The organism is Paenibacillus canaveralius, assembly GCF_047238265.1.
GTDB lineage: Bacteria > Bacillota > Bacilli > Paenibacillales > NBRC-103111 > Paenibacillus_F.
In genome coordinates this window covers 803,477-818,798 of the sequence record NZ_JBDFMM010000001.1, presented here as the reverse complement: position 1 = coordinate 818,798, position 15,322 = coordinate 803,477, and the positions used below count along the sequence as shown (strand labels likewise).

General features: G+C 57.8%; 11 protein-coding genes. All 11 read right to left on the bottom strand.

All coding sequences use genetic code 11. The annotated features are described in order from the left end of the window. Window positions 1–110 precede the first annotated feature (110 nt). Window positions 111–2,639 carry an alginate lyase family protein gene (locus ABC395_RS03750; protein WP_413000811.1) on the bottom strand — a complete coding sequence of 843 codons (2,529 nt, stop codon included), beginning with the start codon at window positions 2,637–2,639 and terminating at the stop codon, window positions 111–113. Next, window positions 2,636–3,778 (bottom strand): glycoside hydrolase family 88 protein, encoded by a 1,143-nt coding sequence (locus ABC395_RS03745; RefSeq protein ID WP_413000810.1) that lies wholly within the window; start codon window positions 3,776–3,778, stop codon window positions 2,636–2,638. Before ABC395_RS03745 ends, ABC395_RS03750 begins: the two co-directional genes overlap by 4 nt. A gap of 359 nt (window positions 3,779–4,137) precedes the next feature. Then, window positions 4,138–5,730 carry a response regulator transcription factor gene (locus ABC395_RS03740; protein ID WP_413000808.1) on the bottom strand — a complete coding sequence of 531 codons (1,593 nt, stop codon included), beginning with the start codon at window positions 5,728–5,730 and terminating at the stop codon, window positions 4,138–4,140. Then, complete coding sequence (locus ABC395_RS03735; protein ID WP_413000807.1) at window positions 5,723–7,462, bottom strand: sensor histidine kinase; 1,740 nt, start codon at window positions 7,460–7,462, stop codon at window positions 5,723–5,725. Before ABC395_RS03735 ends, ABC395_RS03740 begins: the two co-directional genes overlap by 8 nt. A gap of 135 nt (window positions 7,463–7,597) precedes the next feature. Next, window positions 7,598–8,932, bottom strand: a complete 1,335-nt coding sequence (locus ABC395_RS03730; RefSeq protein ID WP_413000806.1) for an ABC transporter substrate-binding protein — start codon at window positions 8,930–8,932, stop codon at window positions 7,598–7,600. A gap of 139 nt (window positions 8,933–9,071) precedes the next feature. Continuing rightward, complete coding sequence (locus ABC395_RS03725; protein WP_103994431.1) at window positions 9,072–9,908, bottom strand: carbohydrate ABC transporter permease; 837 nt, start codon at window positions 9,906–9,908, stop codon at window positions 9,072–9,074. A gap of 12 nt (window positions 9,909–9,920) precedes the next feature. After that, window positions 9,921–10,868, bottom strand: coding sequence for a carbohydrate ABC transporter permease (locus ABC395_RS03720; protein ID WP_009672143.1), 948 nt, complete (start codon window positions 10,866–10,868; stop codon window positions 9,921–9,923). Window positions 10,869–11,341: 473 nt separating this feature from the next. After that, a complete protein-coding gene (locus tag ABC395_RS03715) occupies window positions 11,342–12,328 on the bottom strand; it encodes a Gfo/Idh/MocA family protein (RefSeq protein ID WP_413000803.1) in 987 nt (328 codons plus the stop codon). A gap of 275 nt (window positions 12,329–12,603) precedes the next feature. Beyond that, the gene (locus tag ABC395_RS03710; protein ID WP_413000801.1) at window positions 12,604–13,368 is read right to left on the bottom strand and encodes an ABC transporter permease; all 765 of its coding nucleotides are present in this window, start codon (window positions 13,366–13,368) and stop codon (window positions 12,604–12,606) included. Continuing rightward, window positions 13,368–14,114 carry an ABC transporter ATP-binding protein gene (locus tag ABC395_RS03705; RefSeq protein WP_413000799.1) on the bottom strand — a complete coding sequence of 249 codons (747 nt, stop codon included), beginning with the start codon at window positions 14,112–14,114 and terminating at the stop codon, window positions 13,368–13,370. The genes ABC395_RS03710 and ABC395_RS03705 overlap by 1 nt, the downstream gene beginning before the upstream one ends. Before the next feature lie 468 nt (window positions 14,115–14,582). Continuing rightward, the gene (locus tag ABC395_RS03700) at window positions 14,583–15,194 is read right to left on the bottom strand and encodes a flavin reductase family protein (protein ID WP_413000797.1); all 612 of its coding nucleotides are present in this window, start codon (window positions 15,192–15,194) and stop codon (window positions 14,583–14,585) included. Between the last annotated feature and the right edge of the window lie 128 nt (window positions 15,195–15,322).

Sequence of the window (15,322 nt, the reverse complement as noted above, 5' to 3'; positions counted from 1 at the left end):
CTCCTTAAGGAAAATGTCTCCTTCCAGGAGACATTTTCAACTCAATCTGTAGATTTTTTCTTCATTTATATTTATTTGAAGGTAGAGAATTACACCTTACTGTTTTACGCCTACCTTACCTTGATTGTTTCGATGCCTTGCGGCGTTTTTTTAAGCAGGACAACTTCACCGAAGACCTGCGTACCTTCGACGATGTAGGACATGATGCTCGTCGAAGGCGTCTGGTGACAGATCACCACAATGTGCTGCTCACCCGAACTCTTCCAGATCAGACGGCAGGCTTCTGCGGCGGAATCGGGCACCTTGGCCCCGTTATAGGTATAAACGTCCACCTGCTCCACTTCGGGAACCTCCGTCACTCCGGAACGAACCGGATAAAGCACCTGGAGCATGGAAGCGGAGCCCGCCGAGGCGCAGGAGAAGGTTACCGCCGGAGCCGGCGTCATCTCGTTGTAGCGGTAGGATACGAAGGCATCCTCCGCCCGTACGAGCAGCGGTCCGCGACCGGCTGCACCGGTGTCCGCCGGAGCCGCTCCCTCTCCTGGAGTAGGCACAGAGAGGGAGGCCGGGACGGGGCCGTCCGTCTCGGGGTGCGGCGATGCGGCGGAGGCTCGGGCCGTGTGCGGGAGCCCGCTGTTCCCGGCGCCTGTATCCGCCTGTGCGGTAGCACCGGTGCCGTTGGGTCCGCCGGGCTCTTCGCCCGGTGCGTTCGCGGCCAGACCGGCCATGCGTGCCGCCTCCGCGCCGTCCGACAAGGCGGCACGTGCGGCCGCTTGATCGCCGCATCCGATGCCCTGCCCGTCTGCCGCCTCACCTGCCGAACCACCGGCGCCGTCTCCGCCGCTCCCCGGCTCCGTACCCGCCCGAAGAGGCGTCCGCGTAACCGGCAGCACATGCAGGCCTGCCGTTCCGTCCTCCGTCGTAAAGACGACTCCCCGCTCCCCGATACTCACCTGTCCGGGCGCGAAGTGAAACCGCTGCTCGAAACGGTGCGCGTCTTTGCAGCGGAAGCTGTCGGCCAGCAGCCAATAGCCCGGCTTGACGAAGATCAGCCGCCGCTTGGGAATGACGGGATCGGCCAGATGCAGATAGCCGTCGTGGCTGCCTTCCGCATAGTCGGCCGCCGGCCCCGATGACCATCGCGTTCCCAGCGGAGCGGCAATTCGCCCGTAATCCCACGTATCGAGGTATTCCGTGAATTCTTTGCCGTCCACCAGCGTCGTGTTGTGGGCGGCTCCCTGCTTGAAATACCGGCGGAACTCATCTCCGCCGGAGTACGTGTAGCGGCCGGGGTCCATCAGCAAATCCCGGCCGTACGCGCAGAGGTCGACATGCAGCAGATCCGCATGGCCGTGACCGCCCCCCATCGGCCCGCAGTTCATGCTGGCGAAAAGGGCGTCCGGCTCCCAGCCCGAACGCATGACATACTGCCCGGCTTCCTCAAACGCGCGGGAAGCCGCTTCCGGCCGTACCGGCGTCAAGCGCTCGTATGCTTCCGCCTTGGACAGGCCGTACAGCCACAGATTCGCCAAGTCCACGCGGTCATGGCCGGCGTATTTCAGCTCTCCGTCGCCGAACTGGATCGCGCCCGCAGTCAGAGCGTCGCGCATGTCGTTGTCGTCGCTGTCGCCTTTCATCAACTGCCTGCCGCCCGGCTTCACGGAATACAGATTCGCCTCTGCCATGCGTCTCACGGCCGATATCCACTCGGGATACAAGCTGATGCCGTTATTTTCAGCAAGGTGCAGCACGTGCATATATTGGAAGAAAACTTCGTTATGGTAGAGCGGAGACTGCTCCCAGTGCATGCCGTCCCGGCCGATCTGAAGGGCGGCCGTCTGCCGCAGCCGGTCGGCGCTCATTTCCAGCCAGAACGCCGCGTTGCGGAATTCGGGCATGAATACGCCGAGAGCGAAGAGGCCCGCGTTCTCAAGCACGCCCCAGTTGCTGAGGCGTCTCCACGGATCGAAAGCTCCGGCAATGTACTCGCCGTGCTCATGCAGCGAGACCAGCATCCGGCCGAACAGCTCCGCCGTGAATCCCGGATAATCCCGGAAACACTCGTACGCCCGGATCCAGTTGATGCAGCGGAGTCCCGCCTCGATCGTCCGCCACGCCAGAGTGGCGGACGCCTCCGCGGAACCGGCGGGTACGGGATTGCGGCGCAGCCAGTCGTCCAGCTGCATACAGAACGCTTCCGCGTATTTGCTCTCTCCGGTGACGAGGTATGCCTGCCCCAGATCGACCCAATACGCATGCCGGTTCAGCATGTATGCCCACTCCACATCGCCTGCGGGCACATGCTGCCAGTCGATGTCCTCCGCGAAGGTGACCGGAACGCAGGTCGGCTCCATGTCCCATTCCCCGCGGAAGAGGAAAGTTTTTGCGGCTACGCGTTCGGCCGAAGCCATCACTTCGCGCATGTCTTCTCCGTAATGGCGGCGGACATGGTCCACAAGCCGCTCCCGTTCTTCCTTGCGGATAAACAGCACCGGAGAGGTGCGCGTTTCGTAATGCTTTTTCAGCGTATCGCAAGCTTCGTTCCGTTTCTCACCGTCCGGCTCCAGCAGCATGGCGGCAGCGGCGGCGATTTCCTGCCGTCCTGCATTCGATCCTTCCAATGTCCGGCCGTTGTTCATCCCAAGCTCCGCTCTTTGCGGTCGTACCAGTAACCGGGAATATTCCGTTCCATGCGCATCAGGGCTTCCAGATAGTAGTAGTCGCCCCACACCATGTAATCGTCCAGGCCGAGATTTCCCCGTACGTGGTAGGACCCGTGCTTAAGCAGCCCTTCCGCTTCGGGCTCGCCGGCCGTCGAATAATTGGTCACGAGAGAAGCAAGCGAGCGTTCCAGCAAATCCGCAAACTCCGCCCGGTCCGGGTCATCCGGCTCCAGGAGTCCGATCAGCTCGTGCAGCCCCGCCGCAACGATGGCGGATGCCGAGCTGTCCCGCGGCGTCTCCGGCGTTACCTCCGCATAGAAATCCCAGTATGCCACGGAATCTCCCGGCAGTTGGGAAGCGAAGTAGCGTGCCATCCGCTTGGACGTTTCCAGGTACGCCCTGTTACCGGTATACCGGTACGATAAAGCAAACCCGTACACGCCCCAAGCCTGGCCGCGGCTCCATGTGGAACCGTTCGTAAAGCCCTGATGTGTCGCGCCTCCGATCGGCTCCCCCGTAACCGGCTCGAAAAAGAACGTATGGTAGGAGCTGTCGTCCCCGCGCACGAGAAACCGTCTGCTTTTATCCGCCTGAATAACGGCGGTATCGCGGTATTTTGCATCTCCCGTATGCTCGTAGGCCCAATATAGAAGCGGCAGATTAAGCAGACAATCGATGATGATCCGTCCGCCCTCCGTCTTATCTCCCATCGGCCCCCAGGCCTGGATAAACTGCCCCTCGCCGTTCCAGCGTTCGAGCAGCTTGTCGGCCGCCTCCAGCGTCAGATTTTTGGCGTCCTCGTCCCCCAGTATGATCCACTCCGCTTTGGAGGAAAGCGAGTACAAGAATCCGATATCGTGATGGGCGAGCACCTTGTTCTCTTCCATCCGCTTTTTCATGCCTCGCACGGTGCTTCTAGCCGCTTCCAGAAACACTTCGTCCTTTGTATATTCGTAACAAAGCCAGAGCATCCCCGGCCAAAATCCGCATGTCCATTCGTCGTTATCCCGAAGCTCGTAGCTGCCTCCGTCACTCACGTGCGGGAACTTGTCTCCGAACTTTCCGATATTCCGGCGCGTTTTGAGCACCGCATCCTCAATTGCCGCCTTCCACATGGCCAATCCCCTTTCCCGTCTGAAAACCTGTCCTTCAGCAATCTTAGCTTGATGCGTCCATTGTAACGGGAGCCGCCCTTCCGACACAGGTGTGATTTTGGCAGGGATGTGCACTATTTTGACCTGAGGTCCGGCAGACCCCGGTGCCGCTGTAATCCCGGGCACATCCCACAGTCCATAGCCCCGTTGCGATACCGCTGCGTGACTGCAAACCATGCTCCGCGGATCGTTCGAAACGCCGCCTGTTGCGGATCATGCTCTGCGGGCCCGTTACGAACCCCTGCCGGTTCAGGGACGTTCTCCGCGGATCGGTTCCAATCCGGAGCCTGCCTTTTTTCAACAAAAAAAAGAGCACCGGGTTATCTCTCCCGATACTCTCGCGGCGTCCGGCCGGTGTACTTTTTAAACACTTTGGAAAAATAAGTCCGGTCCGAATAGCCGAGTTTGGCGGCAATCAGCTCCACCGGGTCTTCCGACATCTGAAGCGCCTTGCAGGCGATTTTGACTTTGTACCGGTGCGCATAATCGGTGAAGCTCTCTCCCGTCAGGCGTTTGAAATACCGGGAAAAATAGCTCGGGTTCATGAACAAGTGCTCCGCCACGTCGATGGAGCTCACGTTCTCACCCAGGTGCCGGTAAATGTAATCGTCGATCACCTGCAGCTTCGGCTCTTTCACGGCAGGGGCGGACCCCGTATCCGCTCCGATCATCAGGCGCTGAATCATCCAGCCGAAGACGGCGAGCGCATCGTCGACGTGCAGGGCCGTCTGCAGATACGGAATCCATTCGTCTTCCTCATTATCCGTGCCCGGCCGGGCCTGCTGGATGTACAGCTGCCGGACCTTCCGGACGCACAGCCGGTTAAGCTCCTCGGGGTCGGCAAGCTTGCCGCACGCGGTGCGGCGTATGCGGTCCATCGCCCCTTCCAGCAGCGCATGGTCGCGGTGGGCCGCCGCCGCTCCGATGTCCTCAAGCTCCTGCCCGAACAAACCCTCCGCGGGCAAATAGTAGCCCTCCGACCCGTCGTCGAATTTCGGCGGCGCATATCCCGAGTCCGCGTAATAGAAGCGGTACCGGTTCTTGACCATGCTCCGGAAGGTAGGGCCTGCCGAGGACAGTTCCAGCCTCGCCGGGCTGGACATAAACCGCAGGCCCACATGCAGGAAGCGGTCGCACTTGTCCCGCAGATCGCTCGTGTAATCGTGCAGGTACTGCTTTTCGTTGAACGTCAGCCCCGGACGGTAATTGAGCAGAATGACGAGAAAATCGCCCGAGTTGAACACCGTGACGCCCTCGTATGTCTGGGCCACCTCGCATGCGATGTTGTATACGCCGTAGCGCAAAAGCGGCATATCGCGGCTCGCGTATTTCTCGGGAAGCCCGGCGAGAGACAAGTGGCCCAGCAGCAGCGCGTAAGCCGGATGCTTCCATTCCACTCCGAGACGCTCGGCATATCCGAGCAGGCCGTCCGCCTCCGTTCCTTTGATCAGCCGCTGAAACAGCGATTCCTTCAGCAAGTCCCGGTTGCGGTTCACGTCCTCCCGGTAAGACACCTGCTCCAGACTGACGACGGACTGCTGAATGCGGCCCATGGACTGTTTCAGGCTTCGGAGCAGCTGGTCTTCCGTCAGCTCGTCCTTGATGAGATAATCGTCCGCGTTAAGAAGGAGCGCTTGCTTCGCATAGTGAAAATCCTCGTGGCAGGTCAGAAAAATAATCCGTACCCCCGGCTTGATGCCGGAGAACTGGGCGGCAAGCTCCAACCCGTTCATCTGCGGCAGGCCGATATCGGTAACGACAATATCGGGCAGCAGCTCCTTGAACATTTGCAGCGCCCGCACGCTGGAGTAGGTTTCTCCCGCTACGTGCAGGCCGCACGCTTCCCAGTCGATCAGCTTGCGCAAATATTTCAGCATCGGCACATCGTCGTCGATCAGCATGACATTATACATGGCTCTCCCCCTCCGAAAGTTGAATCGGGAATGACAGCCGTACTGTCACGCCCCCGCTCTCGCTGCGCTCCATTTCCATCTTCGCCGACATGCCGTAAGTCAGCCGCATGCGCTGCAGCACGTTCAGCAGGCCGACCCGGCGGTACGAGGACTGCTGGTCCGGGTCCCGGCTCAGCAAGGCTTGAAGCTCTCCGAGCTGACCCTCCGTCATTCCTCTTCCGTTATCCGAGATGCGGATCACGATCCGGTCCTGCGCGCGTTCCGCCGTGAGCGAGATGGAGCCGCCCTCCTCCTTGTCGACGAAGCCGTGCACCACCGCGTTCTCGACGATCGGCTGGAGCAGCAGCATCGGCATCGGCTGTTTCTCAAGCTCGGCCGGAATCCCGACGGCAAGCTCCAGCGCGAGATCATTACGCATGTTCATGATCTCCAGGTAATGCTTTAGAAGCACGCTCTCGCTGAGCAGCGTGGACGGCTCGTTCACTCTCATGTACGCCCGGAGCAGACTGCTCAGCGAATCGATCATCCGCCCGTGCAGCCTGTCGTCGGACACATACAGGCTGCATTTGATCGAGTTCAGCGTATTGAGCAGAAAATGCGGCCGGATCTGGGCGAACAGCGCCTGAAGCTCCAGCACGCGCTTCTGCTCCTGCTCCGTCTCGATGCCGGCTATAAGCCCGTTGATCTCGTCGAGCATCGAGTTAAAGGAGCGGCCCAGATCGCTGATTTCGTCCCTGCCTTTATCCGGAAAGCGGATGCTCCGGTTCCCTTCGCCGAACTGGTGCGCGATCCGCTGAAGCTTGCGGATCGGGCGGTGAAGGCTGCGCGCCAGGAAGAACGACAGCATCAGGAACATGATGATAAACACCGCAACGGCCATGGCGCTGACAAAGAACGTTTGCGTAATTTGTCCCGTGGCCGTTTTTTCCGGCGTCTCGTACACCAGCTTCCAGTTGCCCTGGGCAATAACCGCTTCGCTGCGGATATTCCGCTCTCCCTGTTTTCTCGGAAGCTCCGGTTCCGTAAAAGCGATGGAGGCATTGCCCGCGATGCGCTGCCCGTTTTTCTCGAAAAGCGTAAATTGGCCGGAAGTCGACGACGAGAAATACGGATCGAAATACGTGCTGGAAATGCCGATCATCAGCGTTCCCAGCAGGCCTCCGGTGTCGGAATCGCGGATGACCCGCGACAGGTAGTAGTACGTGTCCTTGTCCGGCCCCGATCCCGCGACCGTTCCGAGCCATTGGATGCTGGTCGGGTTGTCCAGTACAATCCTCGGCTTTACCGTCTTCCAGTCGCTCTCCATCTGCGGCAGCGTCTGCCCGCTCCCCACATCCATATAAGGCACGATAAATCCCGTATCGTTAACCAGGAACAGACGCACATATTTATTAAGGGCGTTAATCGACACCTGGTCGTAGCTGTTGCGGATTTTGGTGTACTTGTTGAAATCGTCAAAGGTATGAATCCCGTTCATTCCCTGGATTTCCCGGAGGTTTTCCCGGATCTCCACATTCTGCACATAGAAATGCGAAGCGAAAGAAATATCGTCCAGCAGTTTCTCGACATCCTTGGTCATAAGCTGCAAAATCGACTGGTTGGCCGCTTCCATTTTATCCATGGTGGTCCGTTTGATCGTGATGTAAGCGAGCGAGGATACGGTCACGATCGGCAGCAGGATGAAGATCAGGAACGAGAATTGTATTTTGCGGTAAAACGAACTCTGCAGCATGACGCTCCTCCTCTGTCCGGACCTTCGCAAGCGCTTTCGAACCGGTTGTTTTCTCACTATACCAAGAATGGCCGAAAACGAGCTACGGCAAAAACCCCCAGTTCAGGAGGCCTTTGCCGCAGAATCGTCCTTGACTTACTTTTTATTTTTCTCGATGACCTTGTTCGCTTCGTCTACCATCCATTTCTGAACCTCTTCCACTTTCTTGTTGTCCAGAATGAACATGCTGAATCCGTCGGTCAGGATCTTGTCCAGAGCAGCCGCGTAAGAGATGCTGTTCTTGGATGGCGGCAGGGCCTTAATGCCTGCATCGAATAGCGTGTACATCAGGGAATCCACATCGTACAGGTTCTTGTTCTGGCCGATCAGACGTTCCACAAGCGGCTTGGCATCGCCTTTCTTCCAGCCCGGAAGCTCGGCGCGAGCGTCCGTCAGGTTCGTGGACATGAAGCGCATGAACTGGTAAGCTTCCTGTTTATGCTCGGAGCTTGCGCCTACGGACATGTAGTTGCCCCCCATGAACATATCGGTCGGATCGCCTTTCTTTTGAACCGGTACCGGCGCGATCGCCGTTTTGAACGTATGCGGGAATTTTTGCGTATCCCCGATTTCGCTGATCATCCAGGAACCGGACAGCAGCATAGCCGCTTTCTGGTTAAAGAATTCCGCGCGGTAGTTCAGCTTCGCGCCGATGACGTCAGCGTAAGGCTTCGCCGTCTTGTCTTCTTTCTCCATCGCGCGGCGGAGATTGAAGAAATACGTGTAGGTCGGGCTGTCGAAGTTCGTTTTGCCTTCTTCCGTCAGGAACGGATGCTGCATGTAAATTTGCGCGTCCGGGTTAGCGTACATCGGCCAGTTGTGGAAGTAAGCGCCGTAACGCTTTTCCGTGCCTTCGCCTTTGTTCAGCTTCTTGGCGTATTCACGGAATTCGTCCCATGTCCAGCCCAGCTTCGGAACCGGCAGACCCGCTTCGTCCAGAGCGTCTTTATTCAGCAGCACGAAGTTGGTCGTGATGTTGTTTTGGATGCCGTAATATTTGCCTTCAAACTTCGGATTGACGAAGTATTCTTCTTCCGGCTTCACGTTGTCTTTGGCGTAAAACTCATCCAGCGGAGCCAGCACTTTGTTGGCTACACGCGTATCCAGTTCGCTGATGCTCGGGAACATGACGACGTCGACTTTCTCGCCGGATGTCAGCAGGACATCGAGTTTTTTGAGAGACTCCAGCGAGTTCCCCGGTACCAGAGAGATATGCTGAACCTTGATGTTCGGATATTTCTCCTGGAATTGATCGATATATTTCTTGGTCGATTGCGCCTGGGTTTCGTTATCCCAGTTGTAATACTTGATGGTGACCGGTTTGCCGGAGCTGTCTTTGCCTGCGGAGCCTTCTTCGGACTTGCCGCAGCCGCTGAGAACCGTAACGGCCAACATGATGCAGATCAGTACCCATGCCGTCGCCTTTTTCATTGTGTCGTTCCCCCTCAACCTGTGTGTTATTTCCTCTACAATCGGTATTATAGACCCCGTGCCGGGCAAAAGTTGTGCAACAATTTGACTACTTCTGTGAACAATTTTGACTCTGTGCACGATTTTGCACGCGCCTGGATTACCCTTTCACACCGCCGAGGGCGATGCCTTTAATCACTTGTTTTTGCAGGGCGATAAAAATAACCAGCAGCGGGATAATGGCGGATAAAGAAGCCATCATAAGCACCGCGAAGTTGTCGGCATAGTCGTCCTTGAAGAGCTGGATACCGAGCGTGATCGGATAAAGTTCCTTGTCCAGCAGGAAAATAAGCGGCATCTGGTAATCGTTCCACGTCCAGATGAATTTGATGATCGCGACCGTCGCGAGAATCGGTTTGCAGAGCGGCAGCATGATCTGCCAGTAGATGCGGAAGTAACCCGCGCCGTCGATCTTGGCGGCTTCGATGAAGTCGCTGTGTATGCTCATCATAAACTGCCGCAGCAAGAATGTGAAATAGATCGAGAACATCATCATCAGAATCAGCGCCGCATGCGTATCGTACAGGCCGAGCCAGCGGATCAGCAGGAAGCGGGGAATGAGCGTCGCCTGCTCCGGCACGATCATAAACGTCAGAAGCAGTGTGAACGCGATATTGCGTCCCCGGAAATTCAGCTTCGTGAAGGCGAACGCGGCCATCGAGGAGATGATCAGCGTCAAGGCCGTCACGATGACCGCCAATTTGATGGAGTTAAAATAAAACAGGTGAAACGGGACATTGCCTGCCCAGACGGCTTTGAAGTTCCCCACCGCGTTCCACGCCTGCGGAATCCACTGGATCGGGAAGACCATGACGTCCTTCTCGTATTTCATGGCCGCCGAGGTCATCCACAGGAGCGGAATGAGGAAGCACAAGGAGAACAGGCCGATGATCACGGTGTTAAACAGTTTCCAGAAATCGAATTTGCGCAAACTCATACGTGCTTCCTCCTATCCGTAGTGAACCTGGCGCTTCTGAATCTGCCAGGAAATCAGAGTGATAATGCCGACAATGGCGAACAGCAGCCACGAAATCGAAGAAGCGTAGCCCATCCGGAAGTTGCGGAAGCCTTCTTCGTAAATCCGGTAAACCAGTACCGTGGAAGCGTTATTGGGTCCGCCGCTCGTCAGGAAGGCGATCAGATCGAATACCTTGAACGAGCCCATCAGCAGCGTGATAAAAAGAAACGTATTCGTCGGGCCGAGCATCGGCATCGTGATTTTGTAAAACTTCTGCAGGGAGCTGGCTCCGTCGATGCTGGCGGCTTCGTACATATCGTCCGGGATGCCGGACAAGCCCGCCATATAAATAATGATCTGGTAGCCCAGTCCCGCCCAAATGGCGATAATCGCGATGGACAACAGGGCATACTTCGGATCGGCCAGCCACATCGGCGGATTGTCGATCCCCATGCTTTTCAGAAAGCCGTTAATCGGCCCCAGCGAAGGGTGGTACAGCGCGCTCCAGACGGCGCCGACCGCGATAATCGAAGAAATGTAAGGAATAAAAAACGCCACTTTAAAATAGCTCTGCGCGTACACTTTCGTGTGAATCAGCACCGCGAGCACCAGCGACAGCGCCATGCCGACCGGTACCGTGAGAACGGTGTAGATCAGGTTGTTTTTGATTGCGGCAAGAACCTTGTCGTCTTGAAACATTTCCACATAGTTTTGCAGACCGACGAATTTGACGGAAGACATTCCGCCCAGCAGGTTCCAGTCGCACAAGCTCATATAAAGGGAAAATAAGACCGGGAATAAATACAGCAGCACAATGCCGATCAGCTCCGGGGACAGAAACAGCCAGCCTATCGTCGCCTCTTTCCTCCGGTGGTTCCAAAACGGCTTCTTGGGAGCCGATGCGGCCGCCCTGCTCACATTCGAGCTGTCCAGTTTCATACTCAAGCACCTCTCTACCTTGATGGTACCTTCACTATACGATGACCGGACGGACGGGACCGATTCGGATTCTGACCTAAATGTGCATTATTTTGACTTTGCTTCGGGGGGAGCAGGGCCGGTTATCCCGATGCGACATCGCGGCTTTATACTTCCGGACCGGGAGGAAAATACGGCGAAAAAAAGCCTGAAGCCCCTTCCGGATTCGGAAAGGAGCCGCAGGCTCGCCCGCGGTCGAAGACCGCGTTTTTTTGTGCCGCTTTTAACCGCAGCGGCGGAAGCGAAGGAAGGAACGGCACGTACGAAGCCATAAGGCCGGCCATCGTCATGTGACGCCCGACACCGCGCGGCGAAAGCCTCGCGCGGTGCGGAAAGGCATCGCCCTTTTCGGGGAATCGGGCTTACGGCCTTTCCGGGTTCTCCGCTCGCCGCCGTTTGTCTAGTGGTCCAGGGGTCCAACCCCCATAGTCGGGTTACTTCTTGTCCGCGGGGTATACAAGCCCGATTTGCCTGCGGGCTTCGTCCATGATTTCCATGGCGGTCAGCGAAACCTCATGGGAATTAACAGCCGATTCCGTCCTGCCGTCCCGGATCAGGTCGATAAATTCCTGGACTTCGTAATACATATTCCGCGCGATTTGAGGCTGTGTAAGATCCTCCACAGAGCCGTCCCTGTAGCGGATTTCGACTTTTTCCGGCTGGCTGATCTTGTCGATCACGATCGTGCCGTTCTCGCCCTGAATCTCCGAGGACTGATAGGAATGCGTAATCTTCGAGTGCATGATAACGGCGTCCATCTCCCCGTACTTGAGCAGCACGCTGCCCTCCCCGTCCACACCCGATTCCAGCAGCATGCCTCCCGCCTTAACGGCGTCCGGTTTGCCGAACAGCTGAACGGCCGGATGCACGCAGTATACCCCGAGATCCATCATGGACCCGTTGGAATAAACGGGATTGAAAGCGTTCAGGACCGTGCCCTGCTTGTACGCGTCATAACGCGAAGAATACTGGCAGTAGCTGCCGAAATACCGGCGCACCGGACCGATTTTGTGAAGATTGTCCCGGATGGCCTTGAAGTTCGGAAGCAGTGTGGATTTCAGAGCTTCCATCAGAAGCACGTTGTTCTCTTTCGCCGCCCCGATCATCGCGCGGAGTTCTTCCGTATTTGAAGCGATAGGCTTCTCGCACAGCACATGCTTGCCGCCCTTCATCAGCGCGATGGCTTGTTCGGCGTGAAAAGAATTGGGGCTGGCGATATAAACCGCGTCGAATTCGCGGCTTTGCGCCATAGCTTCCAAGTCCGTATATATATGCGGGATATCGAATTTGTCCGCAAATTGCCGGGCGCGCTCCGCCGTGCGGGAATAAACCCCGGTGAGCCCGAAATCATCCGATTCCCGGCCGGCATGAATAAGTTCTTCCGTAATCCAGTTCGTTCCTACGACTGCAAATCTGATCATCCTCGTCTTCCTTTCCATCCACCTTTATGTACATGTTCTAGTTTATCACGCCCGGTACTATCGGCAAAATAGCGCCAGGCTCGGCAGCTTGGTTACTACAATTGGTCTGCCGTAAGCGGAACGGACTGTATGCAGCCGGAGCCCTCGTGAGTCTTCACGCCCGCATAATCAACCGGCTCAGCCGCCCGTTTCAAGAAGAACGGTTCCGGCCGACTTCGCGTTAAGCGAAGCAAGGGCAGAGCACGAAGCAGCGGAGGAAAGGGCGTGCGCTCCCTCTACAGCTTCTTCGCCTCCGGCACCCTCAGCCGCTCGTCTGCCGTAAACCACAGCGGCGCGCTAAGCAGACCGAGCAGCATGGCGGTCAGCGCCGCGGCCGAAGACAGCACGAACATGATCAGAATCTGATAGCGCACCGCCTCCACCGGGTCGGCTCCGGCCGCAATCATGCCGGTCATCATGCCCGGAAGCTGGACGAGCCCCGTCGTTTTCATCCCGTCGAGTGTCGGAATCATACCGGAGCGGACCGACCGCTTGATCGGCGCGTGTATCGCCTGCTTCGCGGAGGCGCCCAAGGCAAGCAGAGCTTCGATCTCTCCGCGGGCGGCTTCCATTTCCCTTTTCATCGCATTGAGAAAAAGACCCGCCACGATCATCGAGCTGCCTATAGTAATTCCGCTGATCGGGATAATAAACTGCGGAATCGCTTCGATGATGCCGAACCCGAGCAGCAGCGCCATCGTCACGGCTTCGGTGCAGGCCAGAGCCAGAGCGATCCGGGTCTTGATGCCTGGAATCTCCTTGGCCCGTTTGCCGACGTTCCAGGTGGCGACCGCAATCATCGCCGCAATAATCAGGATTATGAAGACCGGATGCCGCGCATCGAATACGAAGTGCAGCACATACCCGACGAACAGAAGCTGCAGGGCCGAGCGGACCGTGCCGACGATGATCTCTTTCTCCAGCCCCAGCTTCTGCCTCATGGACAGCAAAATCGTCACGATCACGAACACCAGCGTGCTGGCCTGCGCAAGATTGGACATCAGTCTCCCTCCCCTTCCCGGTCCGGACGGGAGATAAACCGGCGCGCCTGTTCAGTCGACGGCTCCCGGAAAAATTCCCCGGTCCGCGCCGACTCCATCAGCCGTCCTTCGTCCATGAACCATACCGCATCGCTTATCTGGGCCGCCTGTTCCAGATCATGTGTGATCCAGACGAGCGACGTGCCCGCGCTCCGCGACCAGTCGGTAAGCAGGCGCTCTGCCGCCCTCTTGCTGCCGGGATCGAGCGAAGCCGTCACCTCGTCGAGCAGCATCACTTCCGGCTGAAGGAGCATGGCCCGCACGAGAGCCGTCCGCTGCTTTTCGCCGCCGGACAAATCTCCGCCCTGCTTCGCCCAGTCCAGCTCGGCCAAACCGAGCTCGGCCATGTACCGCTTCGCAAGCTCCCGCTCGAACGTGGTTCCGTGCAACCTGCTGACCGTCTGCAAGTTCTCCTCGACGCTGCCGGGCAGCATAACCGGCTGCTGGGCCACGTAGCATATTTTTTTGCGCCACTCCTGCGGTTTCCATTCGTCCGCGTTTTTACCGTGGAGCCGGAGCTCCCCCTCGTCCGGGCAGTCGAGACGGGCCAGGATGCGCAGCAGCGTCGTTTTGCCCTGCCCCGACGTTCCGATCACCGCAACGCGCTCGCCTTCCCCCACCTCGGCCGAAATGTCCCGGAACAAGTAATCAGAGGGACGGTCGTGCCTTTTTTTTGAAAGTTCGTGCAAAATCAGCCTCGTACCCACTATGTAACACTCCCTGCCGCAAACGCCTCAAGCATCCGCTAGTCGTTCCTCCCATTATAGCCCGGGACGGACCTCACGAGAATACAGGATGAGTACGGAATCGTTTCATTGAACATGCCGGTGCCGGACTTCGGGCTCCCTCTCTTTTTTAAGGATAGACGAGAAAAGCCAGGACGGCGCTTGGCAGGCAATCAGCTCAGCTTTATCCGCACGCGACCTGATTATTCTCCTCAATAAAAAATGCCCTAAATAATGAAACCCATCAACTGACTTTGGCCAAAAAAACCGGTGCCGGATGTTCCTTTTGCACGAAAGGATACGTACTTCAGCTAATCCCGAACATAACAAAAAGCTGCGGATCTTTCCGGTATTCCCGGCGGAGATCGCAGCTTTGCTCTTTTCTGATCCTATTTTCGGAGCCGTAACGCCGGCTGCCTCACTGCATCCGTCTGCCGGCACAACCCCCGCTCACTCCGGCCGCTCCAGCGAGAAAATCTCGCCGAGCTTGCTGTAGCCGCTGCCGGCGAGCCGGCTGACCGGACGGAGCGCGGCCGGATCGATGCGCCCTCCGCTGTACAGCTCGTCGGCGATGTGGAAGCGGACCACGCGGCCGATCAGCAGATCGCACGCCGGCGCCGAATCGATGCCGCCGAGCGGAATCGACCGCTCCAGCACGCACTCCATGCGGATCTTCGCTTCGGATACGCCGGGCACGGCGATTTTGCCGCTTTCGACGAGCGTCAGACCCGCGAGTTCGATCTCGCTCTCATCCGGCGGCAGCGCTGCCGCGGTCGCGTTGATCGCTTCGATGTACGATTCGTCGCTGATATGGACAACGAACGCGCCCAGGTCCCGTGCGTTGCGCGCCGTATCCTTCGGCTCTCCGTCCTTACGCTGAACGGAGACGGAAATCAGCGGCGGGTTTGCCGTCACGATGTTGAAGTAACTGAACGGCGCCGCGTTGACGACGCCTTCCTTGGACAGCGTCGTCACGAACGCGACCGGCCGGGGAATGATGCTCCCGATGAGCAGCTTGTACGTCTCGCGCTCGCTCTGGCTTTCCGGATCGATCTCAATCATACTCGCTCTCTCCTTTCCTTCCCGCCTCCGCTTCTGCGAGGGCAGGGTGCTGTGATGCCTATGAGGCTGTCAGACGGGATAATGTGACGCCGGCGAGCCAGCTCCATTAGGCGGCGCTTCCTGCCCTG

Bases quoted from the DNA above. Each gene is read 5' to 3' on its own strand.
- ABC395_RS03745 (WP_413000810.1), bottom strand. From the start codon at position 3,778: ATGTGGAAGGCGGCAATTGAGGATGCGGTGCTCAAAACGCGCCGGAAT.
- ABC395_RS03735 (WP_413000807.1), bottom strand. From the start codon at position 7,462: ATGCTGCAGAGTTCGTTTTACCGCAAAATACAATTCTCGTTCCTGATC.
- ABC395_RS03750 (WP_413000811.1), bottom strand. From the start codon at position 2,639: ATGAACAACGGCCGGACATTGGAAGGATCGAATGCAGGACGGCAGGAA.
- ABC395_RS03715 (WP_413000803.1), bottom strand. From the start codon at position 12,328: ATGATCAGATTTGCAGTCGTAGGAACGAACTGGATTACGGAAGAACTT.
- ABC395_RS03720 (WP_009672143.1), bottom strand. From the start codon at position 10,868: ATGAAACTGGACAGCTCGAATGTGAGCAGGGCGGCCGCATCGGCTCCC.
- ABC395_RS03740 (WP_413000808.1), bottom strand. From the start codon at position 5,730: ATGTATAATGTCATGCTGATCGACGACGATGTGCCGATGCTGAAATAT.
- ABC395_RS03730 (WP_413000806.1), bottom strand. From the start codon at position 8,932: ATGAAAAAGGCGACGGCATGGGTACTGATCTGCATCATGTTGGCCGTT.
- ABC395_RS03700 (WP_413000797.1), bottom strand. From the start codon at position 15,194: ATGATTGAGATCGATCCGGAAAGCCAGAGCGAGCGCGAGACGTACAAG.
- ABC395_RS03710 (WP_413000801.1), bottom strand. From the start codon at position 13,368: ATGTCCAATCTTGCGCAGGCCAGCACGCTGGTGTTCGTGATCGTGACG.
- ABC395_RS03725 (WP_103994431.1), bottom strand. From the start codon at position 9,908: ATGAGTTTGCGCAAATTCGATTTCTGGAAACTGTTTAACACCGTGATC.